Source organism: Pseudomonas nitroreducens TX1 (assembly GCF_000313755.1).
In the GTDB taxonomy this organism is placed as follows: Bacteria; Pseudomonadota; Gammaproteobacteria; order Pseudomonadales; family Pseudomonadaceae; genus Pseudomonas; species Pseudomonas nitroreducens_A.
This window is the reverse complement of record NZ_AMZB01000088.1, coordinates 21459-45157: the sequence shown is the minus strand read 5'-3', so window position 1 is coordinate 45157 and position 23699 is coordinate 21459. Positions and strand designations below refer to the sequence as shown.

23 protein-coding genes are annotated in these 23699 nt (G+C 64.5%); 11 read left to right on the top strand and 12 right to left on the bottom strand.

What is annotated here, in order from left to right:
* Positions 1 to 321 precede the first annotated feature (321 nt).
* On the top strand, positions 322 to 1668 hold the full coding sequence (locus tag C167_RS0106865; RefSeq protein ID WP_017517525.1) for an NCS2 family permease: 1347 nt from the start codon (positions 322 to 324) through the stop codon (positions 1666 to 1668).
* A gap of 83 nt (positions 1669 to 1751) precedes the next feature.
* Here the strand turns inward: C167_RS0106865 and C167_RS0106860 are convergent, their stop codons facing one another.
* Complete coding sequence (locus tag C167_RS0106860) at positions 1752 to 3545, bottom strand: ATP-binding protein (RefSeq protein ID WP_017517524.1); 1794 nt, start codon at positions 3543 to 3545, stop codon at positions 1752 to 1754.
* A gap of 159 nt (positions 3546 to 3704) precedes the next feature.
* Positions 3705 to 4058, bottom strand: a complete 354-nt coding sequence (gene uraH, locus C167_RS0106855; RefSeq protein ID WP_017517523.1) for a hydroxyisourate hydrolase — start codon at positions 4056 to 4058, stop codon at positions 3705 to 3707.
* Between the two features lie 410 nt (positions 4059 to 4468).
* Here uraH and puuE point away from each other — a divergent pair, with 410 nt between their 5' ends.
* The 5 genes from puuE (at position 4469) to C167_RS0106830 (ending at position 9675) form a co-directional block, all read left to right on the top strand.
* A complete protein-coding gene (gene puuE / locus C167_RS0106850; protein ID WP_017517522.1) occupies positions 4469 to 5404 on the top strand; it encodes an allantoinase PuuE in 936 nt (311 codons plus the stop codon).
* The gene (gene uraD, locus C167_RS0106845; protein WP_017517521.1) at positions 5401 to 5916 is read left to right on the top strand and encodes a 2-oxo-4-hydroxy-4-carboxy-5-ureidoimidazoline decarboxylase; all 516 of its coding nucleotides are present in this window, start codon (positions 5401 to 5403) and stop codon (positions 5914 to 5916) included. The genes puuE and uraD overlap by 4 nt, the downstream gene beginning before the upstream one ends.
* Positions 5917 to 5995: 79 nt before the next feature.
* The gene (locus C167_RS0106840) at positions 5996 to 6502 is read left to right on the top strand and encodes an ureidoglycolate lyase (protein WP_017517520.1); all 507 of its coding nucleotides are present in this window, start codon (positions 5996 to 5998) and stop codon (positions 6500 to 6502) included.
* 52 nt (positions 6503 to 6554) lie between these two features.
* On the top strand, positions 6555 to 7895 hold the full coding sequence (locus tag C167_RS0106835) for a urate hydroxylase PuuD (protein WP_017517519.1): 1341 nt from the start codon (positions 6555 to 6557) through the stop codon (positions 7893 to 7895).
* Positions 7896 to 8328: 433 nt separating this feature from the next.
* On the top strand, positions 8329 to 9675 hold the full coding sequence (locus C167_RS0106830; RefSeq protein ID WP_017517518.1) for a nucleobase:cation symporter-2 family protein: 1347 nt from the start codon (positions 8329 to 8331) through the stop codon (positions 9673 to 9675).
* Positions 9676 to 9858: 183 nt separating this feature from the next.
* Here C167_RS0106830 and C167_RS32285 read toward each other — a convergent pair whose 3' ends face one another.
* Both C167_RS32285 and C167_RS33230 read right to left on the bottom strand, forming a co-directional pair.
* Positions 9859 to 11076: a methyl-accepting chemotaxis protein gene (locus C167_RS32285; protein WP_419146526.1), complete on the bottom strand. Its 1218-nt coding sequence runs from the start codon at positions 11074 to 11076 to the stop codon at positions 9859 to 9861.
* A gap of 490 nt (positions 11077 to 11566) precedes the next feature.
* On the bottom strand, positions 11567 to 11908 hold the full coding sequence (locus tag C167_RS33230; protein WP_157791820.1) for a hypothetical protein: 342 nt from the start codon (positions 11906 to 11908) through the stop codon (positions 11567 to 11569).
* A gap of 191 nt (positions 11909 to 12099) precedes the next feature.
* On the opposite strand from C167_RS33230, the gene dusA reads away from it, so the two are divergent.
* Together dusA and tal are read left to right on the top strand one after the other, a co-directional pair.
* Positions 12100 to 13104: a tRNA dihydrouridine(20/20a) synthase DusA gene (gene dusA / locus C167_RS0106815; RefSeq protein ID WP_017517515.1), complete on the top strand. Its 1005-nt coding sequence runs from the start codon at positions 12100 to 12102 to the stop codon at positions 13102 to 13104.
* Positions 13105 to 13166: 62 nt separating this feature from the next.
* A complete protein-coding gene (tal, locus tag C167_RS0106810) occupies positions 13167 to 14087 on the top strand; it encodes a transaldolase (protein WP_017517514.1) in 921 nt (306 codons plus the stop codon).
* A gap of 65 nt (positions 14088 to 14152) precedes the next feature.
* On the opposite strand, the gene rssC is transcribed toward tal, so the two are convergent.
* From rssC to C167_RS0106790, 4 genes are all read right to left on the bottom strand, one after another.
* A complete protein-coding gene (rssC, locus tag C167_RS0106805; RefSeq protein WP_017517513.1) occupies positions 14153 to 14635 on the bottom strand; it encodes an anti-sigma factor antagonist RssC in 483 nt (160 codons plus the stop codon).
* The gene (gene rssB / locus C167_RS0106800) at positions 14632 to 15816 is read right to left on the bottom strand and encodes a two-component system response regulator RssB (protein ID WP_017517512.1); all 1185 of its coding nucleotides are present in this window, start codon (positions 15814 to 15816) and stop codon (positions 14632 to 14634) included. The genes rssC and rssB overlap by 4 nt, the downstream gene beginning before the upstream one ends.
* 181 nt (positions 15817 to 15997) lie before the next feature.
* Positions 15998 to 16699: a VacJ family lipoprotein gene (locus tag C167_RS0106795; RefSeq protein WP_017517511.1), complete on the bottom strand. Its 702-nt coding sequence runs from the start codon at positions 16697 to 16699 to the stop codon at positions 15998 to 16000.
* A 166-nt stretch (positions 16700 to 16865) separates the two neighbouring features.
* A complete protein-coding gene (locus C167_RS0106790) occupies positions 16866 to 17582 on the bottom strand; it encodes a UTRA domain-containing protein (protein WP_017517510.1) in 717 nt (238 codons plus the stop codon).
* A 112-nt stretch (positions 17583 to 17694) separates the two neighbouring features.
* Here C167_RS0106790 and C167_RS0106785 point away from each other — a divergent pair, with 112 nt between their 5' ends.
* From C167_RS0106785 to C167_RS0106775, 3 genes are all read left to right on the top strand, one after another.
* A complete protein-coding gene (locus C167_RS0106785; protein WP_017517509.1) occupies positions 17695 to 18438 on the top strand; it encodes a hypothetical protein in 744 nt (247 codons plus the stop codon).
* The gene (locus tag C167_RS0106780) at positions 18435 to 19016 is read left to right on the top strand and encodes a phosphonate degradation HD-domain oxygenase (RefSeq protein WP_017517508.1); all 582 of its coding nucleotides are present in this window, start codon (positions 18435 to 18437) and stop codon (positions 19014 to 19016) included. Before C167_RS0106785 ends, C167_RS0106780 begins: the two co-directional genes overlap by 4 nt.
* A gap of 78 nt (positions 19017 to 19094) precedes the next feature.
* Positions 19095 to 19358, top strand: coding sequence for a DUF4404 family protein (locus C167_RS0106775; protein WP_017517507.1), 264 nt, complete (start codon positions 19095 to 19097; stop codon positions 19356 to 19358).
* 74 nt (positions 19359 to 19432) lie between these two features.
* Here C167_RS0106775 and queF read toward each other — a convergent pair whose 3' ends face one another.
* The 4 genes from queF to C167_RS0106755 form a co-directional block, all read right to left on the bottom strand.
* Positions 19433 to 20263: an NADPH-dependent 7-cyano-7-deazaguanine reductase QueF gene (queF, locus tag C167_RS0106770; RefSeq protein ID WP_017517506.1), complete on the bottom strand. Its 831-nt coding sequence runs from the start codon at positions 20261 to 20263 to the stop codon at positions 19433 to 19435.
* Between the two features lie 391 nt (positions 20264 to 20654).
* Positions 20655 to 21362, bottom strand: a complete 708-nt coding sequence (locus C167_RS0106765) for a copper resistance protein B (RefSeq protein WP_017517505.1) — start codon at positions 21360 to 21362, stop codon at positions 20655 to 20657.
* Between the two features lie 9 nt (positions 21363 to 21371).
* On the bottom strand, positions 21372 to 23051 hold the full coding sequence (locus C167_RS0106760) for a copper resistance system multicopper oxidase (protein ID WP_017517504.1): 1680 nt from the start codon (positions 23049 to 23051) through the stop codon (positions 21372 to 21374).
* Between the two features lie 14 nt (positions 23052 to 23065).
* The gene (locus tag C167_RS0106755) at positions 23066 to 23617 is read right to left on the bottom strand and encodes a cupredoxin domain-containing protein (RefSeq protein WP_017517503.1); all 552 of its coding nucleotides are present in this window, start codon (positions 23615 to 23617) and stop codon (positions 23066 to 23068) included.
* Positions 23618 to 23699 lie beyond the last annotated feature (82 nt).

The window sequence follows — 23699 nt, the reverse complement described above, 5'->3', positions numbered from 1 at the left end:
CAGGCATGGGGCACAGTGTACACAAAGTGGCCACTATCGTGCAGCCGTCGCGAGCGACTCGGCATCCATCCCAAGGCCGCACGGTGCAGGAGCTTGGCGAAGTTCAGCGTGCGACCATTCCGATGCTTTTCTTGTAAAAATCTTTCAGACAGACACTAAACATTATTTGAACTTTTTGTACACAACTGCATAATCGCGGCGTGACTTCCTGACCCAAAGGTCAACATTCACACCCTCACAACTCTTTCCGTTAGCGCAAGGGACGCAGGTGAACCAGCCGACGGCAAGGGACCAACAACAAGAGCGTTGAGGAGTACCGCTGTGGAAAGCACCAAACAAGAACAACGAGCCTTTGCATCCAGTCCCCCCGCCACCGGCCTGCTCGAACGCCTGTTCAAGCTCAGCCAGCACGGCACCACCGTGAAGACCGAACTCGCCGCAGGTCTCACGACCTTCATCACCATGGCGTACATCATCTTCGTCAACCCCAACATCATGGCCGATGCCGGCATCGACCACGGCGCCGCGTTCGTCGCAACCTGCCTTGCCGCGGCGCTCGGCTGCTTCCTGATGGGCCTTTACGCCAACTGGCCGGTGGGCCTGGCGCCGGGCATGGGCCTCAACGCCTTCTTCACCTACACCGTGGTCAAGACCATGAACTACAGCTGGGAGATCGCGCTGGGCGCGGTGTTCATCTCCGGTATCGCCTTCATGATCCTGACCTTCTCGCGCATTCGCGAATGGCTGCTCAACAGCATCCCAGTCAGCCTGCGCTTCGCCATGGGCGCCGGCGTCGGCCTGTTCCTCGGGCTGATCGGCCTGAAGACCGCCGGCATCGTGGTCGCCAGCCCCGCCACCCTGGTCCACCTGGGTGACCTGACCAGCCCCGGCCCGCTGCTCGCCGCCATCTGCTTCCTGATGATCGCCGTACTGGAATACCGCCGCGTGTTCGGCGGCATCCTGATCAGCATCCTTACCGTCACCGTGGCCGGCATCGCCCTGGGTATCGTCCAGTTCGGCGGCGTGTTCTCGATGCCGCCGAGCCTGGCGCCGACCTTCATGGCGATGGACATTTCCGGCGCGTTCAACGTGACCATGATCAGCGTGATCCTGGCCTTCCTTTTCGTGCACATGTTCGACACCGCCGGCACCCTGATGGGCGTCGCCCAGCGTGCTCACCTGGTGCGTGAGGACGGCCGCATCGAAAACCTGTCGAAGGCGATGAAGGCCGACAGCACCTCCAGCGCCTTCGGCGCGGTGCTGGGCGTGCCGCCGGTGACCAGCTACGTGGAAAGTGCCGCGGGTGTTGCCGCGGGTGGCCGCACCGGCCTGACCGCCGTGGTGGTGGGCGTGCTGTTCGTCGCGGCGATGTTCTTCGCCCCGCTGGCCGGCATGATCCCCGCCTACGCCACCGCCGGCGCGCTGATCTACGTCGCCATGCTGATGATGGGCGGCATGGCCCATATCGACTGGAACGAGCACACCGAAACCATCCCGGCCATCGTCACCGTGATCATGATGCCGCTGACCTTCTCGGTCGCGGACGGCATTGCCCTGGGCTTCGTGACCTACGTGGCGATGAAGGTCTTCACCGGCCGCCACAAGGACGTGACCATCAGCCTCTATGCGCTGTGCGCGATCTTTGTGGCGAAGTTCATCTTCCTGTAAGACCTGACCCTGCCCCATGAAAAAGGCCCCGATCAAGGGGCCTTCTTCATGGAGCCTGGATTTTCATGGGGCAGCGATCGTCGCTAGTGCGCGGCAGCAGGCAACGAGAGCTGCACATTGAATTCCGAGCCGACGCCAGGCTGGCTCTTCACATCAATCTGCCCGCCCATCAATTCCACCAGGCTGCGGCACAAGGCCAGGCCGAGGCCGGTACCTCCGCTACGTACACGCGCGTCCTCCAACGGGAAGGAAAACGGCTCGAACAGGTGCTGCTGATCCTCAACCGAGATTCCCGAACCGGTGTCGACGACATCGATCTCGACGTTGACCATCGCCGCTCCCTGCCCCCGCGCGCGCAATCGCACCAGCACCGTCCCGACCTCGGTGTGCTTCACGGCGTTATCCAGCAGGTTGAATATCACCCGGCGCAGTCGCTGCGGGTCGCCCCAGACGCGTGTCTGCAAGGCCAGGCCGAAATCGGTCTCCAGGCGGATCCCTTTGGCCCGGGCAGAATCGCCGACGAGCTCCAGTTGTCGTTCGAGCAATGCCCGTACATCGATGTCCTCGGGCGCCAACGGCAAGCGCCGGGACTTGGCACGGCTGAGCAACTGCAGGTCATCCAGAAGCGCCAGCAGGTTGCCGGTCAGCTTCAGCGCTACCGCCAGGGGTTCGTCACGGCGCGCCGAATCACTCTGGTTTCGCGCCAGTTCCAGCATCGCCAGGACATTCTGCAAGGGCCCCTGCAATTCGCTGCCCATACCGGCCAGGAACTGGCTCTTGCCACGGCTGATTGCATCGACCCGCGCGTTCGCGCTACGCAGTTCGCGTACCAATTCGTCGCGCCCGGTGACATTGATCGAGCCACACAACGCGCCCATCAGATTTCCCTCGCTGTCGCGGTAAGGCCGGACCCAATGCTGGTAGACCTCGCGCCCGTTCTGCGAGCGAAACTCCACATCCGCGTCAAAGGGTTCACCACGACTGATCGCGTCTCTCAGTTGCCGGCCCAGTAGTTCTGCCTCGTGAGGGCTGGCGAACAACCCCAGGTCGGCCACCATCTTGCCTACCACATCCTCCAACTGAAGCCCAAGCAACTCCAACGTATGGCGATTGCAGAACAGGATGCGGCCATCGAGCCCCCGGACAGTCATGGGATGGGGCTGTGCATCGAGCATATTGCGCAGCAGCACCAGCTCCTTCGTCTGCGCCGCCGACATGGGAGCCGGCTCCGCCATTGCGTCGGACGTGTCGCCCTCCACCAACCCGTGGCGGCGCCCGATATCCACCAACTCGACCAGCGACTTGGCGTGCAGCTTCTGCATCAGGCGTACTTTGTAGGTGCTCACTGTCTTGTCGCTGATCGACAACTGATCGGCAATGGCCACGTTGCTCAGCCCACCCGCCAGCAACTGCAGCACGGTCAACTCGCGGACAGATAGCTCCTTGAGCAAATCACCATGGCCTACCTCCTCCGCCATAGCGACGCTTCCAAGCGCATGGCTGGGGAAATAGCTGTGCCCCTGGGCGATCGCCCGCACCGCCTCACGCACTGCCTGGGGGTTCTCCTGCTTGCTGACAAAGCCAGCCGCACCCGCCGCCAGGCAACGACCGGCGAAATACTCCGAGTCTCGCGAGGTCAGCACCAGGACTTTCACTGTCGCACCTTGTGCGACCAGGCGCTGGATGACCTCCAGCCCCCCGAGCCGAGGAATCGACAGCTCCAGAATCATCAGGTCGGGACGACAGGCGCGCACCTGCTGCAATGCTTCAGGCCCATTGTCGGCCTCACCCACGACCTCGTGCCGATCAGCCTCCATCATCAGCCGCAAGGCATGGCGTGTTACCGGCTGCTCGTCGACGATCAGAATCTTGCTCATGACATCCCTCGAAATAATAACTGCCTGATTTCTAGCTCAAATCCTCGAATCGCGCCTGCCTCTGCGCTGGAAGGTAAAGTTGCGCGCAAAAAAAAGCCCGCAGTGTGGGCGGGCTGAGGAAGACTCCACGAAGAGTCCGGGGGAAGACCGGGGCGGGGACTAGCTGCCCCGGTAAGTCGAATAGCTGTAGGGGGAGATCAGCAGCGGCACGTGGTAGTGATCGCTTTCCGAGGCAATGCCGAAGCGCAGCACGACCTGGTCGAGGAACGCCGGCTTCGGCAGCTCGACGCCACGGGCGCGGTAGTAGTCGCCAGCATTGAACAGCAGCTGGTAGACGCCGGCACGGAAGTCCTCGCCCTGCAGCAGCGGCTCGTCGCAACGGCCATCGTCATTGGTCACGCGGGTGGTGATCAGCTCCAGCTGCTGGCCTTCGACGCGGTACAGCTCGATCTTGATGCCGTGGCCAGGGCAGCCGTGGGCGGAATCCAGTACGTGAGTGGTCAGGCGTCCCATGGGCTTATCGGTGTCCTGCGGCGGAGCCGGCCGACACCTTCCTCCTCTGTCTTGTTGATGCGAATGAGCGGGCCGCCATCGAAGCAGCCCGCGGGTACGTTTGGTAGAAGCGAATATACCCAGCGGCACAATTGATTGTATACAAAAAACTGATTCAACCTGCCAAAAAGCCCCTGTAGCACCCTCTGGCCAGGAATGGCAAGAGCCCGCACACAGCCAGCCAGGGCCGCGCCAGAGCAGAGCCCGCAAGGCATCCACGCCCTATCGAACACGGAGGGACGGAATGAAACGACCGTTGCGCAGATTGTATTTACAGACCGCCTAACATTTTGTATACAATGCAGCCATCAACGGCAGCGCACAGTCCACCGACCCGGCGCCGACCGCCAACCACAAGAAGGAACACTGCAGTGAGCGCTGACTACCCACGCGACCTGATCGGTTACGGCAACAACATCCCCCACCCGCACTGGCCGAACGATGCGCGCATCGCCCTGTCCTTCGTCCTCAACTACGAGGAAGGCGGCGAGCGCAACATCCTGCACGGTGACGCCGAATCCGAAGCCTTCCTCTCCGAAATGGTCGCCGCCCAGCCGCTCAAGGGCGAGCGCAACATGTGCATGGAATCGCTGTACGAATACGGCAGCCGTGCCGGCGTGTGGCGCCTGCTCAAGCTCTTCAAGAAGTACGACCTGCCGCTGACCGTGTTCGCCGTGGCCATGGCCGCCCAGCGTCATCCCGAGGCGATCCGTCAGATGGTTGCCGACGGTCACGAGATCTGCAGCCACGGCTACCGCTGGATCGACTATCAGTACATGGACGAGGCGCAGGAACGCGAGCACATGTTCGAGGCCGTGCGCATCCTCACCGAACTGACCGGTCAGCGCCCGCAGGGCTGGTACACCGGCCGCCTCGGCCCGAATACCCGCCGCATCGTCCGCGAGGACGGCAACTTCCTCTACGACTCCGACACCTACGACGACGACCTGCCCTACTGGGACCCGGCCAGCACAGCCGAGAAGCCGCACCTGGTGATCCCCTACACCCTGGACACCAACGACATGCGCTTCACCCAGGTGCAGGGCTTCAACAAGGGCGACGACTTCTTCGAGTACCTGAAGGATGCCTTCGACGTGCTCTACGCCGAGGGTGCCGAGGGCGCGCCGAAGATGCTCTCCATCGGCATGCACTGTCGCCTGCTGGGCCGTCCGGCGCGTATGGCCTCGCTGGAGCGTTTCATCCAGTACGTTAAAGGTCACGAGAAGGTGTGGATCACCCGCCGCGTCGATATCGCCAAGCACTGGCACGAGAAACACCCGTTCAAAGCCCAGGAGAACAAGGCATGAGCCGCTTCCAGACCCTGACCCCGGCCAGCCTCGAGCGCGCCGCCTTCGTTGCCGCCTTCGCCGACATCTACGAACACTCGCCGTGGGTTGCGGAGAGAGCCTACGACCTGGGCGTCGACGACAGCCTGAACGACATCGAACTGCTGCAGCAGCGCATGGCCGACATCCTCCTGTCCGCCAGCCATGAAGCGCAGCTGGCGCTGATCAACGCGCACCCGGACCTCGCCGGCAAGGCCGCGGTTCGTGGCGAGCTGACCGCCTCCAGTACCGCCGAACAGGCCGGCGCCGGCATCCAGGATTGCACCGCCGAGGAGTTCGCCCGCTTCACCGAACTCAACGACGCCTACAAGGCCAAGTTCGGCTTCCCCTTCATCAAGGCGGTGAAGGGCAGCAACCGCCACCAGATCCTGGCCGCGTTCGAAGAACGCATCCACAACACGCCGGAGCAGGAGTTCCAGACCGCCCTGGCGGAGATCAACAAGATCGCGATGTTCCGCCTGCAGCAACTCTGAGCGAGCGGACCTTCACTCCCCTTCCCTGGGATGCATTCAAGGGAAGGGACCATGCGAACAACGAAAAAGAAGACCAGCCATGCGTACCCTGAAGATCGAGCCGTTGACCAAGGAAGCCTTCGCACCGTTCGGTGATGTCATCGAAACCGAAGGCAGTGATTTCTTCATGATCAACAACGGTTCCACCCGCCGTTATCACAAGCTCGCCACCGTCGAGACGGCTCAGCCCGATGACAAGGCGATCATCAGCATCTTCAGCGCCGAGTCCCTGGAGATGCCCTTGCGCATCCGCATGCTGGAACGTCACCCGCAGGGCAGCCAGGCTTTCATCCCGCTGCTCGGCAATCCATTTCTGATCGTGGTCGCGCCAGTTGGCGATGTACCTGTATCGGGCCTCGTCCGCGCTTTCCTGTCCAACGGCAAGCAGGGCGTCAATTACCACCGCGGCGTCTGGCACCACCCGGTGCTGACGATCGAAAAGCGGGATGACTTCCTGGTGGTCGATCGCAGCGGTTCTGGCAACAACTGCGACGAGCATTTCTTCACCGAGGACGAACAGCTCCTCCTCGACCCCCAAGCAAACTAATAAGAGAGGCCCGCACTCCGCGACGACGGTTTCCGGGCAAGAGGTAAAAACTGTGGAAGCACATCTCATCGAATGGCTGAACCTGCTGGTCCGCTGGGTCCACATGATCGTGGGTATCGCGTGGATCGGCGCCTCGTTCTACTTCGTCTGGCTGGAAAACAACCTCAATCGCGCCAACCCGCGCGAGGGGCTTTCCGGTGACCTCTGGGCGATCCACGGTGGCGGCATCTACCACCTGGAGAAATACAAGCTCGCCCCGCCGAAAATGCCGGACAACCTGCACTGGTTCAAATGGGAGGCCTACTCGACCTGGCTGTCGGGTGTCTGCCTGCTGACCATCGTGTTCTACCTGAACCCGACCCTGTACCTGATCGCCCCGGGCAGCGACCTGGCTCCGGCCGCCGCCGTGGCCATCGGCATCGGCTCGCTGATCGCCGGCTGGTTCGTCTACAGCACCCTGTGCGACTCCCCGCTGGGCAAGAAACCCGCCCTGCTCGGCGCCATCCTGTTCGCCCTGCTGGTGCTCGCCGCCTACCTGCTCAGCCAGGTATTCAGCGGCCGCGGTGCATACCTGCACGTGGGCGCCATCATCGGCACCATCATGGTGGGCAACGTCTTCCGTGTGATCATGCCGGCCCAACGTGCGCTGGTTAAGGCCATCGAGGAAGGCCGCGAGCCCGACCCGGTACTGCCGGCCAAAGGCCTGCTGCGTTCGCGCCACAACAACTACTTCACCCTGCCGGTGCTGTTCATCATGATCAGCAACCACTTCCCGAGCACTTACGGCAGCCACTACAACTGGCTGATCCTGACCTGCATCGCGGCGCTGGCAGTGATCGTCCGCCACTACTTCAACACCCGCCACGAAGGCAACGGCATGGCCTGGGCCCTGCCCGCCGGGGCCGTCGGCATGATCGCCCTGGCCTTCGTCACCGGCCCGAACTGGCCGAGCAGCGATGCCTCCTCCAGCACCGCCCAGGCACCGAAGGTCGAGTACCAGCCGCTGCCGGAAACCGCCATCGGCGGCAAGACCCCGGCCGAGCGCGCCAAGGACGAGGAAGCCGCCAAGGCTGCCGCCGCCCAGCAGGCTCAGGCTGCTCCGGCCCAGGCGTCCACCGCCGCCGGGTCTTCCGAAGGCTTCGACAAGGTCCACCACGTCATCCAGGAACGCTGCGCCGTGTGCCACTCGGCCAAGCCGACCAGCAACCTGTTCAGCACCGCGCCGGCTGGCGTGATGTTCGATACCCCGCAGCAGATCCAGCAGCTCGCCCCGCGCATCCAGGCGCAGGCCGTGGCTTCGCAAGTGATGCCGCTGGGCAACATCACCCAGATGACCCCGGAAGAGCGCAAGCTCGTCGGAGACTGGATCTCCAGGGGCGCCCAGGTTAATTGAGCCTGCGGCACGGCCAGGAAAACCGCACCTTCGGGTGCGGTTTTTTTATGCCCGCGCGATACCGGATCTGTAGGAGCGAGCTTGCTCGCGAAACCATCAGCGCACGCCGGATCGTTCGGGTATCGCCCGGTTCGCGAGCAAGCTCGCTCCTACGAAAAGCGCGTACTGAGACAAAAAATGTAGTCCACTCGACCAATGGCTACAGAATCACCGAAACCAGCAAACATGCGGCCTAGAGCCCCACAGCACCGCCAAGGCAAAACGTGACCGACGAGTTGTATACAAAAATCGATTGAACGTAATACACATCGCGTTTATAAAGTCCCGCACCGCTTCACCCGCTCGGCCCCGGGGGTGAGATCGGCCAGTACTTCCCGGTTGTCGTGCCCGTCCGGCAACCAGCGACTGACAACAATAAAAACCGAGGTGTTGCATGTCCGTGGTAACTGAGCGCTCCCATACCGGCTCGCCCGTCGACCAGCGTTTGCCCTTGCTGCAGCTGCTGCTGGTCGGCTTCCAGCACGTTCTCCTGATGTATGGCGGCGCCGTCGCCGTCCCGCTGATCGTCGGCCAGGCCGCCGGTCTCTCCCGCGAAGAAATCGCTTTCCTGATCAATGCCGACCTGCTGGTCGCCGGCATCGCCACGCTCGTGCAATCGCTCGGCATCGGCCCTGTGGGCATCCGCATGCCGGTGATGATGGGCGCCAGTTTCGCCGCCGTCGGCAGCATGGTCGCCATGGCCGGGATGCCCGGCGTGGGCATGACCGGCATCTTCGGCGCCACCATCGCCGCCGGCTTCTTCGGCATGGTCATCGCGCCGTTCATGAGCCGCATCGTGCGCTTCTTCCCGCCACTGGTGACCGGTACCGTGATCACCTCCATCGGCATGTGCCTGTTCCCGGTGGCGATCAACTGGGCCGGCGGCGGCAAGGCGGCAGCCAACTTCGGCGCCATCGAATACCTTGCCCTGTCATCCTTCGTGCTGGCGGTGATCCTGCTGATCAACCGCTTCCTGAAAGGTTTCTGGGTCAACGTCTCGGTGCTGATCGGCATGCTGCTGGGCTACATCATCGGCGCCAGCATGGGCATGGTCAGCCTCGACGGCATCGAGCAGCGCCCCTGGTTCGACGTGGTCACCCCGCTGCACTTCGGCACGCCGGAATTCCACCTCGCACCGGTGCTGTCCATGTGCCTGGTGGTAGTGATCATCTTCGTCGAGTCCACCGGCATGTTCCTCGCCCTGGGCAAGATCACCGACACCGAGATCTGCCCGAACCGCCTGCGCCGCGGCCTGCTGTGCGACGCCAGCGCCTCGTTCGTCGCCGGTTTCATGAACACCTTCACCCATTCCTCGTTCGCCCAGAACATCGGCCTGGTGCAGATGACCGGCGTGCGCAGCCGCTATGTCACCGCCGCCGCCGCGCTGTTCTTGATCGCCCTCTCGCTGCTGCCCAAGGCCGCCTTCCTGGTGGCCTCGATTCCGCCGGCAGTGCTGGGCGGCGCCGGTATCGCCATGTTCGGCATGGTCGCCGCCAGCGGCATCCGCATCCTCCACGAAGCGGACATCGTCGACCGCCGCAACCAACTGCTGGTGGCGGTGAGCATCGGTATGGGGATGGTGCCGGTGGTGCGTCCGGACTTCTTCGCCGCCCTGCCCCAATGGATGGAGCCGATCACCCACAGCGGCATCGCGATGACCGCGATCTGGGCCGTGGTGCTGAACATTCTGTTCAACATCCTCGGCGAGCACGGCCGCGACGCCCTCTGCGGGCATCACTGAAACCCTTTCGCGGGCGTCTCCCGGACGCCCGCCCCCAGCCGCGTACACTCCTTCGCGGCTTTTTTTATTTTCGCAGCGCTTGGTAGCGAATCGCCCCTGGCGCCGCGGTGCCAACGACAAGCCATCGCAAGAGAAACCCGCCCCCACGCCGCCTGCAGCGCCGCAATCGACCTGCAGGGGCCGTCAGGCCTCCGGACGGTAGCCCAGGCGCAACCCACCCCACTGGCGACCGCGCACGTAGATCGGCACCGAAAGGTCGTGCATCAGCTCGCCGGTATCGCGGCAATAGGTCTGTAGCAGCATCGGCTGGTTGTGGCTGCCACAGCGCACACCGGTGCGGTCATTGAACAGACGCTTGCTGCGGCTCTTGAGCATGTCCACCTGCAGGTCGCCGCTCGGGGGGTGGCTGAACGCCCGGTTGTGCGTGGGCACGTAACCTTCGGCAGTACAGGCGATGGCGAATACCAACCCCTCGTGGCGTTGCAGCAGGTCCTCCTGAATGCGCGGCAACACCTCGTCCGTGTAGCGGTCGAAGCGCGTACGGAACTTCTGCGGGCGGGTTCCAGGCATCGGCTGGTAGTCGCGGTCGAACAGGTCGTCGAAGCCGATCCGGCCGCTGTCCACGTCCGCCTCGAACTTTGCGCCTATCGCCTGGGCGCCGGCGCGGGCGAGGTCATAGATGCGCTGGTGATAATCATCCAGCGCGACCTCCGCCAGGCGCTCGCTGATGGTTTCCGCCTGGCTCTCCAGCTGCATCGCGGCGTCGGCCAGGCGGTGAGTCTGCTCGTCGCTGGCCCGCAGGTCGCCGCGCACCTGTTCGACGGCGGAGAACAGGCTGTCCAGCTGGTTGCGGTTGATCTCCGCCCCCTCGGCGATCTCGGTGATCTGGGTTTCCACGGTGGCGGCCAACCCGGCAATATCCTGCAGCTGCCGGCCGGTGCTCTCCACTTGGCTGACGCCCAGGCCGAGGTCATCGGTGAGCTGGCGGATCTGCTCCACCACCTCGCCGGTCTGGCGCTGGATATCCTCGATCATCTGCCCCACCTCGTCGGTAGCCTCGGCGGTACGTCCGGCGAGCCCGCGCACTTCCTCGGCAACCACGGCGAAGCCGCGTCCGTGCTCCCCTGCCCGCGCCGCCTCGATAGCCGCGTTGAGGGCCAGCAGGTTGGTCTGGCTGGCGATGGACTGGATCACCTGGGTGACGCGCTGGATATCCTCGCTGCGCGCATTCAGCGTCTCGATCAGCGCACGGCTGGCGCTGGCGCGCTGGCTCAGCTGGCGCATGCAATCGATGGCGGCCTGCAACTCGCTGCGCCCGGTATCACTGCCAGCGCGGGCGAGGGTCGCCGCCTCCTTCGCCTGGCGAGCGAGGTTCGATGTGGCCCGCTCGGTATGGATCATCACCTCGGCACTGCCGACGATCTGCTCGGCGGCCACCACCTGGGACTCCAGCTTCTCCACCAGGCGCTGCACCGAGAAGGACACTCCGGCGGCGGACAGCGCATTGCGGCTGGTGCCCTGGGACAGCTCGCGGGTCAGTTCGGCAACGTCCGGCAGCACCGCCAGCGCCCCTGCTGGCGCTGTCTTCTCGCGGATGAACCAAGGCCCCCAGAGCAGCCCTGCCATGAGCAGCAGGCACAACGACAGTGGCCAGCCGCCCAGCGCCTGGGCAATGAACAGCAGCACCAGGCCGCAAGTCTGCAGGGTAAGGATGAGGACGATACGCGGATGCGCGATACCCATGGCGGCAGCTCTCTTCTGGCGGGCCCTGCCGCTGCGCAGCGCAGGAACGCTGCCGGTGAGCCCGATTATTCTTGTCGGAGCCATTAGGCCGCCTGCTGCACCCGGCGGCTATCGTTCCTTAGTGGTAGACGAGGCGCTGCTTGAGTCGCTACAGGCAGCTGCGCGCCGCCAGGGCGATGGCGTCGTCCGGGCTGGGCGCATCACGGCGATAGAGCACGACATCGCTGCCCTTGTCCGTCGCCGTCGTCTCCAGCAACACCGCGGTGGTATCGCCCGAGGCAGCCGGCATCTGCAACCGGTAGCCGAAACGGATCTCCTTCACCGCCGCCAAAGGGCGTATGGCCTGCCATTTCGGCAGCAGGCAGGCCATGTAGACCGAAGGCGACTTGCCGCTCTCCAACTGCAAGGCCAGGGCCTCCTCCTTCAGCTTGCCCGGCGAGGAACAGGCGGCCAGCAGGATCAGCGGTAGCATCAACAATAGGGGTTTCATCGAGTGAGATCCTTCTGTCAGGTACCCAGAGGGTAGCAGTTGCGCCAAAGCGGACCGCCCGCCCAGGTCAAGCCGGCGGCAGACCGCCTGCCGGTTTCCGTGCGCTACGCCGGCAACCCCGGTAAAATCCTCGCCCTTTCCGCCGGCGCGAGCGATTTCGCGCCCCTTGCGAAGCCAGATACTCCGTACCCATGACCGACGCCGCACCGACCACCAACGCCCGCCCTGAGCCCTCCCGCCGCTTTTCCGTGGCGCCGATGATGGATTGGACTGACAGGCACTGTAGATTTTTCCTGCGCCAGCTTTCCAGCCACGCGCTGCTCTACACGGAAATGGTCACCACAGGCGCCGTCCTGCACGGCGATGCCGCGCGCTTCCTGCGCCACGACGAGTGCGAGCACCCACTGGCGCTGCAACTGGGCGGCAGCAACCCGGCAGACCTGGCGGCGGCGGCCAAGCTGGCTGAGCAGGCCGGCTACGACGAGGTCAACCTGAACGTCGGCTGCCCCAGCGACCGCGTGCAGAACAATATGATCGGCGCCTGCCTGATGGGCCACCCGGCGCTGGTAGCCGATTGCGTAAAGGCCATGCGCGATGCCGTATCGATCCCGGTGACGGTCAAGCACCGCATCGGCATCAATGGTCGCGACAGCTATGAAGAGCTCTGCGATTTCGTCGGCCAGGTGCGCGATGCCGGCTGCCGCAGCTTCACCGTCCACGCGCGTATCGCCATCCTCGAAGGCCTGTCGCCCAAGGAGAACCGCGAGATCCCACCGCTGCGCTACGACATCGCCGCGCAGCTCAAGCACGACTTCCCGGAGCTGGAGATCGTCCTCAATGGCGGCATCAAGACTCTGGATGAATGCCGCGAGCACCTGCAGGTTTTCGACGGCGTGATGCTCGGCCGCGAGGCGTATCACAACCCCTATTTGCTGGCCCAGGTCGACGCCGCACTGTATGGCTCGAATGAGCCGGCCATCACCCGCGCCGAAGCCCTGGCGCGGATGCGCCCGTACATCGAGCGGCACATCGCCGAGGGCGGCGCCATGCACCACGTGACCCGCCACGTCCTGGGCCTGGCCCAGGGCTTCCCGGGCGCGCGACGCTTCCGCCAGCTGCTCTCGGTGGACGTGCACAAAACCAAGGATTCCCTCGGACTGCTCGATCAGGCGGGCGAACTTCTCGCCGGTCACTGAGTCCCGTTGAGCGTTGCATCGCCCTCGGGTAAGGTCGGTGCACTCTCTATGGAAGATGCGCCATGACCTCCAAGCTGGAACAACTCAAGCAGTACACCACGGTTGTCGCCGATACCGGCGACTTCGACGCCATTGCCCGCCTGAAGCCGGTAGATGCCACCACCAACCCGTCGCTGCTGCTGAAGGCCGCCGCCTTGCCCCGCTACGCCGGGCACCTGGCCCGCGCCACCGAAGGCGCACAGGGTGACGCAGGCCTTGCCTGCGACCGCTTCGCCGTCGCCGTGGGCAAGGACATCCTGGGCGTGATTCCGGGGCGCATCTCCACCGAAGTGGACGCCCGCCTGTCCTTCGATACCCAGGCCACGCTGCAGCGCGCCCATCGCCTGATCGAGCTGTACGACCAGCAGGGCATCGGACGCGACCGCGTGCTGATCAAGATCGCCTCCACCTGGGAAGGCATCCGCGCCGCCGAACAACTGGAGCGCGAAGGCATCCAGACCAACCTGACGCTGCTGTTCTCTTTCGCCCAGGCCGCGGCCTGCGCCGACGCAGGGGTATTCCTGATCTCGCCCTTCGTCGGGCGCATCTACGACTGGTACAAGAAGGCCGCCAATCGCGACTACGTGGGTGCGGAAGATCCGGGTGTGCAGTCCGTGTCGCGCATCTATCGCTACTACAAGGCCAACGGCTACGAAACCGTGGTGATGGGCGCCAGCTTCCGCAATCTCGGACAGATCGAGCAGTTGGCCGGCTGCGACCGCCTGACCATCAGCCCGGACCTCCTGCAACAACTGGCCGAGGCCCAGGGCGAACTGCCGCGTGCGTTGCAGCCGGGCGGCGGCGAAGCCCGCCAGGTGCTGGACGAGAGCGCCTTCCGCTGGCAGATGAATGAAGACGCCATGGGCACCGAGAAGCTGGCCGAAGGCATCCGCCTGTTCGCCCGCGACCAGGAGAAGCTCGAGGCGCTGCTCTCCGGCCGCTGAAAACCTGCGGACGCACCAATGCAAACCGGCGCCGCAGGGCGCCGGTTTGCATTGGGTTCATCGAATCAGTGGCGCTCCAGCGCGCTTACCAGATCGTGGAAGGCCTCGCGGTTGGTCTCGTTCAGGCCCATCAGGATACGGTGGGCTTCGAGCACCTTACCGCGCACCACCTCCTCGGACTGGTCCTGGGGAGGCAGATCGGTCAGGCAATCCGAACACGGAATCGGACGATCGACGATGTTGAACACCTGATCGAAGCCCATCGACTGCAGCAGCCGGGTGATGTCCGCGTTGGTGGTCACCAGCGTGGGCAACAGGCCGACCTTCTGCCGCGAGAGAATGGACAGCTTCGCCAGGAGGCCCAGCGTGGTGCTGTCGATGCTCTGGGTTTCCGTGAGATCGATGATGATCGCCGAGAAATTCAACGCGGCGAAGATTTTTTCAATGGTGGCATCCAGCGCCGAACACAGGGTCAGTCGGACTTCGCCCACGAACTTCAGGACAAATGAGCCATCCTGCTCGGCGAACTGGATTTTACCGGTACTCATGCAAGGTTCCTGCTCAACACCAGCAAGGCAATATCATCCGGCATCTCGGACAACTTGGCCAGTCCGAAGACTTGACGCAGGCCATCCAGAGTTCCGCCGGCGGCGACGACCTGCTCGGGCAAGGCCGTCTCCTTTTCCTTCAGCGTAGCCCCCGGAAGGACGTCGAGAATTCCGTCCGAGAACAAGGAAAGGCTGAAGGACTTGGGTAGATCGAGGACATGATCCTCGTAAGTCGCTTCCCCGAACAGCCCCACCGGCAGGCCACGGCCTTCCAGGTAGCGGGCTTCGCCGTCGACATAAAGCACAGGCAAGGGCAGGTGACCGCCGACGCTGTAGGTCAGGCGATCAGTTTCCAGATCGATCACACCACCGAGCATGGTCACGTGCTTACCCAGGTTGCAGTTGATCAGACCGCGATTGATGTGGCCAAGGACGTCCGACGGCTTGAACTCCGGCAACATGTCGTTGCGCTTGGATTCGTACAGCAGCCGCGTGGTCATGAACTTCAGCAGCACAGTGACGAAGGCGGACGAAGCGCCGTGACCGGAAACGTCGGCCAGATAGAAGCCGATGCGGCGGGCATCCACGCGGAAGTAGTCGACGAAGTCACCCGACAGGTACAGCGACGGGATGATCTGGTGGGAGAAGGCCAGGCCTTCGGATTCCCAGGGCGTCTCCGGCAGCATGTTCATCTGCACCTGGCGACCGGCGTTCTGGTCTTCCTGGAGCAAATTCAGGCTGGCCTGCAGCTCGCGGTTGGCGGTTTCCAGCTTCTCGCGGTAGCGGCGATTCTCCGAACGCAGGAAGGCGCGGTCCAGGGCACGGCGTACCGAGTGCTCGAGGACGGCGAGGTCTTCCAGCGGCTTGATCAGATAGTCGGCGGCGCCCAGGCGCAGGGCCTCGACGGCATCGCTCATGACGCCGGCACCGGACAGCACGATCACCGGGGTTTCCACCGCCATCTCGCTGACACGACGGATCAGCTCGAGACCGTCCATCTGCGGCATGCGCAGATCGCAGATCACCAGGTCGGGGAGTTGGTGCTCGAAGACTTTCAGGCCTTCCAGGCCGTTGGTGGCCTGTGTGACCTTGAATCCGCTGTCTTCCAGGTAGGCGGCGAGGCTTTCGCGGACGACGTCGTCGTCATCGATAATCAGCAGCGAGGCACTGGCTTTGTGCATGGGTCATCCAGGCAAACGGCGCCGGGGTTGTGGTTTGGCGCTCATTCTAGGGAACAGCGGCGCGGGTCGGTCGCGACAAGGCGCAGACACTACTCCCATCCGCTCAAGGGTTCAAGCAGGCACCGCCCGCGCCACGATCGGCGCGGGCTGGAGGACAGGAAAGGGCTGCACGCAAGACGGATCAGAAGTCGTCTTCGACCTCGCCGTCCTTGACCTTGAACTCGCGGTTCTGCAGGTAGGCGTTGCGGATGAAGGTGTACTTGTCGCCGCTGATCAGCTTCTCGGACTTGAGCAGGTCGGCACGGGTATCGACCACGTTGACACCGCGCAGGCTGTTACGCACCGAGACGTTGTCGATATAGGGATAGGGGCCGGTGTAGGCGTCCGGAATCAGCGACGGGGCATCGCGCAGGGTGCTCGGGCCCAGCAGCGGCAGCATCACGTAGGGACCGCTGCCCACGCCATAATGGCCAAGGGTCTGGCCGAAGTCTTCGTCGTTGCGGCGCAGGCCCATATGGGTGGCCACGTCGATGAAGCCGGCCAGGCCGAAAGTGGTGTTGAACAGCAGGCGGCTGGTGTCGACGCCGGCATCGCGGAACTTCAGCTGCAGCAGGTCGTTGACCAGGTTCTTCACGTCACCGATGTTGCCGAAGAAGTTGTGCACGCCGTCCTGCACGACATTCGGGGTGACGTACTGGTAACCCTGCGCCAGCGGCTTGAGGGCATAGGTGTCCAGGGTGTCGTTGAAGGTAAAGATCGGACGATTGACGCTTTCCCACGGATCGTCTTCGCTGGCGGCCTGCGCCAGGAACGGGATCGTGGCAAGGCCGGCGACGAGCAGGCTGCAGCAGCGTTTGGTCCATTGGACGCCTAGTGGGCGCATCGGGAGTTCTCCAGTGAATGACAATCGGGCCAGCCTTGGCGGCCCCGCTATGCGGGCAGATTATATAGAGGCGCAACGGTTTTGCAGACCCGGCTCGATCTAACAGGATTTCGATTCGGCGTCACGGACCGTTTCGCTTGCTTGCAATTGAAAGCATAGTGCCACTTCAGTCGGGATACCGTGCGTCGATGACAATTTCCAGTGCATCGGAGCGCCAGAACTCCTGATCCCACTCCACCAATCGACCGTCTTCCACGTAGCTGGCGCGCTCCACGTACAGGCCCGGCGAGCCTGGGGTCAGCTGCAGCGGCGTCGCGCGCGCCTCCATCAGCGCGGTGGAGTGCATGGCCAGCTCCGAGCGGCCCAGGCTCAAGCCCAGTTCCTCGCGCAGCACGCGGGTGAGCGAGGTATCCAGCGGGAAATCGAGCAGCCCCGCACACCAGCTGGCGTCCAGGGTGATTTCCTCCAGCATCACCGGCCGCTCGTCGACCCAGCGGCGGCGCAGGATGTGGAATACCTCGGCCTCTCCACCCAACCCCATGCGCCGTGCCAGGGCCGGCCCGGCGGCGCGGCGTTCGGCCGCCAACAGCTCGGTACGCGGCACGCGTCCCTGGGCCGCCACATAGTCCATGAAACCGGTGGTGCGGGTCGGGTTGTAGCGGATGCGCGGCGGCGAGACGAACCAGCCGCGGCGGTTCTCCCGGTACAACACGCCTTCGGTTTCCAGTTGCTGCAGCGCCTCGCGCAGTGTCACGCGGGTACAGCCAAAGCGCTCGGCCAGTTCGCGTTCGGCGGGCAGGCGCTGGCTGAGGGTGGAGTTGGCAACGTCCTGCGCCAGCTGCTCGCGGATGCGCAGGTAGTGAGGCATGGGTTCGACCGGCATGAACGTCTTCCGCAAAAAGGCGCGTCGATTATAACGGCCCGGCGGGCGACTTCATCGGACCGTCACATTGGCCCGCTAGTCTGGCCTAGACCAACTATCAGAAAAGCCCACCATGCCTGCGACCGCCCAGCTTCCGCGCTTCACTACCCTGCTGTTCGGACTGTCGGGCGACCTGGTGGACTTCGGCGCAAGGACGCTGCCGGTAGCCCTGCAACGCACCTGCCCCGACTGTCCGCCGGCGCGCCTGCTCGAAGCTGCCGCTCTACCCCCACATCATGCCCTGGAGCTTGCCCTGGGCCGCTACGCCGAGCCCCAGGAGCGCAACCGTTTTCAGTCCGCACTGGACGACGCCGCCCAGGCCCACGCCGAGGCCACTCCCGGCGCTCTGGACGCCCTGCGGACGCTGCACCAGCGCAGCGTCCCCTGCGCCTGGCTCGATGAACTGCCCAACGCCACTGCGTTGCACCTGGCCACCGCTCTGGAAGACCACCTCGCCACCGGCCTGGGCATCACCGGCCGCCCCTGGCCCGCGCCGGACTCCTGCTGGCAGGCGCTGATGCAGCTCGACAGCCCGCATCTCGACGGCTGCGTACTGGTCAGCGGCCAACCGCGCCTGCTCCAGGCGGGACTGAATGCCGGCCTGTGGACCATCGGCCTGGCCGCCAGCGGCCCACTGTGCGGCCATGCACCGGGAGACTGGGATGCCCTTGGCAACCTGGACCGCGACCGCCTGCGCGCACAGGCGACGCTGGGCCTGTACCGCCTCGGCGTGCACTCGGTCATCGATCATCTGGGCGAGTTGGATTCCTGCCTGCAGGACATTGCCGGCCGCCGCCTGAAAGGAGAAAAACCATGAAGCACGAGCGCCATCGCTTCCTCCACGAACTGGCCGAGCGCTTCGCCAGCCACGGCTCCGAGCCTTACGGCGAAGCCGTCAGCCAGGCCGAACACGCGCTGCAGTGCGCCACCCTGGCCGAGCGGGCCGGGTGTTCCGACAGCCTGGTGATCGCGGCCCTGCTCCACGACATCGGCCATCTCTATGAAGACCCGCAGCTGATCGATGAACAGGACCAGCGCCACGAGGAGTTCGGCGCCAACCTGCTGCGCGAGCTGCTACCCGAAGCCGTCTGGCAGCCGATACGCCTGCACGTGGCCGCCAAGCGCTACCTCTGCGCCGTCGACCCGGCCTACCACGCCGGCCTGTCCTGGGCCTCGCGGCAGAGCCTGGCGCTGCAGGGCGGGCCGTTCGACGAGCGCAGCGCCAGCGCCTTCCTCAGCGCGCCCTTCTCCCAGGACGCACTGACCCTGCGCCGCCTGGACGACCTGGGCAAGGACCCAGCCATGCGCACACCGGAGCTGGAACACTTCTTCCCGCTGCTCGAACGCCTCCTGCGGGTTGATCGGCATCAGGCAAGGGTGCGCGCGGCGAGTTAAGCTCAAAGGCATGGCGATGGACCTTTTACCCGCCGGGCGAGGTCCATCTTTGCGTCAGTACCGCAGAAGGACACCACCATGCCGACACAACGCCTCCAGGAAGAACTCCAGGCCCTGCGCGACCAGCTGGAGCGCCAGCCGCCGCTGGACGCGCAAGAGCGAGAATCGCTGCAAGCCCTGATCAAAGACATCGAGTTGCAGCTGGCCAATGAAGAGGCGCTGGCCGACGAGACCCTGATGGACAACGTGAACCTCGCCGTGGAGCGCTTCGAGGCGAGCCATCCGACGCTGGCCGGCACGCTACGCTCGATCGTGCAGAGCCTGGCGAACATGGGGATCTGAGCCCGGAATCGCTTTTCCGGACATGAAAAACCCGGCATTGGCCGGGTTTTTCATGTCCGCGTTATACCGCGAGCTTACTGGCGCACCAGCCGGCGGTTGTCCGGCTGCACCGCTTCGCTGCTGCGGTAGGGGTTGATATCCAGGCCGCCACGGCGCACGTAGCGCGCATAGACGGTCAGGCGGGCAGGCTGCAGCAGGCGTTGCAGGTCGAGGTAGATGCGCTCGACGCACTGCTCGTGGAAGTCCTGGTGCTGGCGGAAGGAAACGACATAGGCCAGCAGGCTCGCGGCATCCAGCGCCGGGCCACTGTAGTCCACGACCAGGGTGCCCCAGTCCGGTTGGCCGGTGACCGGGCAGTTGGATTTGAGCAGATGGCTGTAGAGCACTTCCTCGACGCGGCGGGTGCCGTCGCAGCGCAGCAGCTCCGGGCGCGGATGGTCGTAACTCTCCACTGCGATGTCCAGGTCGTCGACGCAGGTACCTTCGATGACTGCAACCCCCTCGCCCGCCACCTCGTCCAGACCACGCACGCGCACACCGACCGGCGCGCCAGCGGCGGCGGACAGGTCACGTTCCATCACCGCGCGCACGGCGTCGGCGCTGTCGAAGGCGGTCTGGTTCAGCGAGTTGAGATAGAGCTTGAAAGACTTGGACTCGATGATGTTCGGCGACTGGGCCGGAATCGCGAATTCGCCGATGGCCACCACCGGTTTGCCCGACGCGGTCAGCCAGGACAGTTCGTAGCAGTTCCACAGGTCCACGCCCTGGTAAGGGAGGGTCTCAGCGCTCAGGCCCAGCTCCGCCCATTTGGTGGTGCGGGAGATCGGGAACAGCAGCTCCGGCGCGTAGGTTGAGACGTATTCGCTGGATTTGCCCAGGGGCGAGTGTTCGGCGGGATGCTGCATAGGGAGGACCTGCTGGATCGGCGATGCGGTGGTGGCGCGAGGCGGCGAGTGTATACAAATCCGCCGGCCCTTTCAGCAGGCGGCGGACGAGCCGGCTACAGCCGGCATCCCGCGGTAAGAGCAACAGTCTTGTTCTGTAAGATCGCTCCCTGGGCATCCCTCTCCCCCGCCCTCTCCCTGAAGGGAGAGGGAGCCATCCGTGCCGGCTGACGCATGGGTTTCAGCCTGCACCGAACCAGTGCCCTCTCCCTGAAGGGAGAGGGAACCATCCGTGCCGGCTGACGCGTTAGTTTCAACCTGCACCAAACCAGTCCCCCTCCCTTCAGGGAGAGGGTTAGGGAGAGGGCATGCTCTCACGCAGGAATTCACGTAGGAGCGTAGAGCAGGCCGGTCAGAACCACATCCTCACCCCCGCGACCCAGTAGCCCTCCTCGTCATGCTCGCCCTCGGCGCGGGCGATGTCGCCGCTGCGGCCGTAGGTCCTGCTCCAGACATAGCCGAAGTACGGGGCGAATTCCCGGCGCACCTCGTAGCGCAGGCGCAACCCGGCCTCCAGTTCGCTACCGCCGGCGCCCACGCCAATGTCGCGGTCATCGGCCAGGGCCAGGTTGTATTCCAGCGAGGGTTCGAGAATCAGCCGCTGGGTCAGTAATAGCTCGTACTCGGTCTCCAGGCGCAGGGACGGGTCGCCGCGTTCGCTGAGGAACAGGTTGGCGTCCACCTCGAACCACTGCGGCGCCAGGCCCTGGATTCCCAGCACCGCGTAGCTGCGCGACGGCCCCGGCTGGTCATCGTGGCGTACCCCCACTTGCCAGTCCCAGAAATCGGCGACCATGTGCTGATAGAGCAGTTGCACCTCGTTGTCAGTGGTCGGGCCGCCAGCGTCACGCTCGCCTTCCAGCTTCAGGCGCAGTTTCTGGTAGTCGGTGCCGTACCAGCCCTGGGCTTCCCAACCCAGCGCCTGGTCGTTGCCCTGGAAGCGGCTTTCCAGGCGCTGGATCAGCAGCGAGCCCATGGGCATGTCGTCCATCTCGGCACTTTCGGCGGGCAAGGCCAGGCCCAGGGTCGCCGCGCAGGCCACCGTTGCTATGCGTTTCATGGCGGTTCCTCAGAGGCTGGCGCTGGCGGGTGCCGGCTCGACTATGACCTTGCGCATCATGCCGGCGGCCATGTGGTAGATCAGGTGGCAGTGGAAGGCCCATTCGCCCAGCGCATCGGCGGGCACGTCGACGTCCAGGGTGCTGCCCGGAGCCACGCTGACCACATGCTTGAGCGGGTTGAAGCGGCCGTTGCCCTTGTCCAGCTGCATCCACATGCCGTGCAGGTGCATGGGGTGGGTCATCATGGTGTCGTTGACGAAGCGGATGCGCACCCGCTCGCCGTAGGTCAGGCGGACAGGCTCGGCCTCGGAATACTTCTTGCCATCGATGGACCAGAAGTAGCGCTCCATGTTGCCAGTCAGGCGGAACTCGATGGTGCGATCCGGCGCGCGGTAGTCGGCGTAGGGGCGCATGGCCTTGAGGTCCGCGTAGACCAGCAGGCGATTGCCCGGCTCGGCCGGTTGCGGTGTCAGCCCGCTGCCCGGCGCGTAATCGGACTTCGGCGCGGCAGCGCCCATGGCCGAGTGATCCATGCCGGGCATCTGCGAGTGATCCATGCCCGCCATGCTGGAGTGATCCATCCCGCTCATGGCCGAATCCTCCGACTCGCCCATGGCCATGTCGCCATGGTCCATTCCGTCATGACTCGTGCCCATGTCGGCCATGCTCAGCAGCGGCCGCCCGCGCAGCGCCGGCACCTCGGCCTGCATCCCGGCGCGCGGAGCCAGGGTGGCGCGGGCGTAGCCGCTGCGGTCCATGGCTTCGGCGAAGAAGGTGTAGGCGCGGTCTTCCTGCGGCTGGACGATCACGTCGTAGGTTTCGGCCACGGCGATGCGCAACTCGTCCACCGTCACAGGCTGCACGTCGTTGCCGTCGGCCTGCACCACAGTCATCTTCAGGCCGGGAATGCGCAGGTCGAAGTAGCTCATGCCCGAGCCGTTGATGATGCGCAGGCGCACGCGCTCGCCGGGCTTGAACAGCCCGGTCCAGTTCTGCTCGCCGTCCTGACCGTTGACCAGGAAACGGAAGCCGGCAATGTCGGCGATGTCCGTCGGCGTCATGCGCATGCTGCCCCAGTCCAGTCGGTCGCGAAGGGTCGCCATGAAGCCATTGGCACCGGAGTCGGCGATGAAATCGCCCAGCGTGCGTTGGTTGCGGTTGTAGTAGTCGCTCTGCTTTTTCAGGTTGGCGAACACGGTTTCCGGTCGGGTGTCGTGCCAGTCGGCCAGCAGCAGGGTGTACTCGCGGTCGTAGCGGTACGGCTCGCGCGCCTTGGGCTCGATCACCAGCGGGCCGTAGAGTCCCTCGATCTCCTGGAAGTCGCTGTGGGCGTGGTACCAGTAGGTGCCGGACTGTTTCACGGTGAAGCGGTAGGTGAAGGTTTCGCCAGGCTTGATACCGGGGAAGCTGATGCCCGGCACGCCATCCTGGGTGTAGGGCAGGATCAGCCCGTGCCAGTGCAACGAGGTATCGCGGTCGAGGGTGTTGGTGACGCGCAACTCGACGTCCTCGCCCTCCTTGAAGCGCAGCTCCGGCGCGGGCGTGCGGCCATTCACCGTGAGCGCCTTGCGGGCGCCATCGGACAGCTTCAGCTCGCCCTCGCCAATCGTCAGGTCGTACACGCCCGCCTGCACCGCCAAGGGTGCCAGCAGCAGCGCTCCCAGGGCCCATTCCCTTACGCGAATCATCACGGCGCTCCCGCTCAGGGCTTGACGGTCAGTTTGCCGACCATGCCGGCCTGGTAGTGCCCCGGAATATTGCAGGCGAATTCCAGGCTGGTGGCCTTGCTGAAGGTCCAGGTCAGCTCGGCGGTCTTGCCCGGCTCCACCAGCACGCTGTTGGGGTCGTCGTGCTTCATCATCTGGCCCATCGGCTGGTCACCATGGCCCATCTTGCTGTGGTCCATCTGGCTCATGTCGTGCTGCATGCCGGTGGGGGTGAGCATCCCGGAGTCCATCATCTGCTGCATTTCCTTCTGGTGACCGGCGTGCATGGCGGCGCTGCCCAGGTTGAACTCGTGCAGCAGGCTGCCCGTGTTGTGGATGACGAAACGCACGGTCTCGCCCGGCCTCACGTCGATGCTTTCGGGCTCGAAGAACATCTCGCCCAGCTTGATCTGAACGGTGCGGGTGGCTTGGGCAGCCTTGGCCGGCTTGCCGAAGTCGTAGGCGTGACCGGCATCGGCCAGGGCCGGCAGGCTGATGGCGGCGGCGAGGCCGAGGACGGAAGCGTGCAGCAGATGACGCAGGGACATGGCGAATCTCCTCTCCAAGACGATGACCATGGTCGCTGGCGGCGCCTGAGGCTTGGCTGTCAGGAAGATTACAACTCTGTCA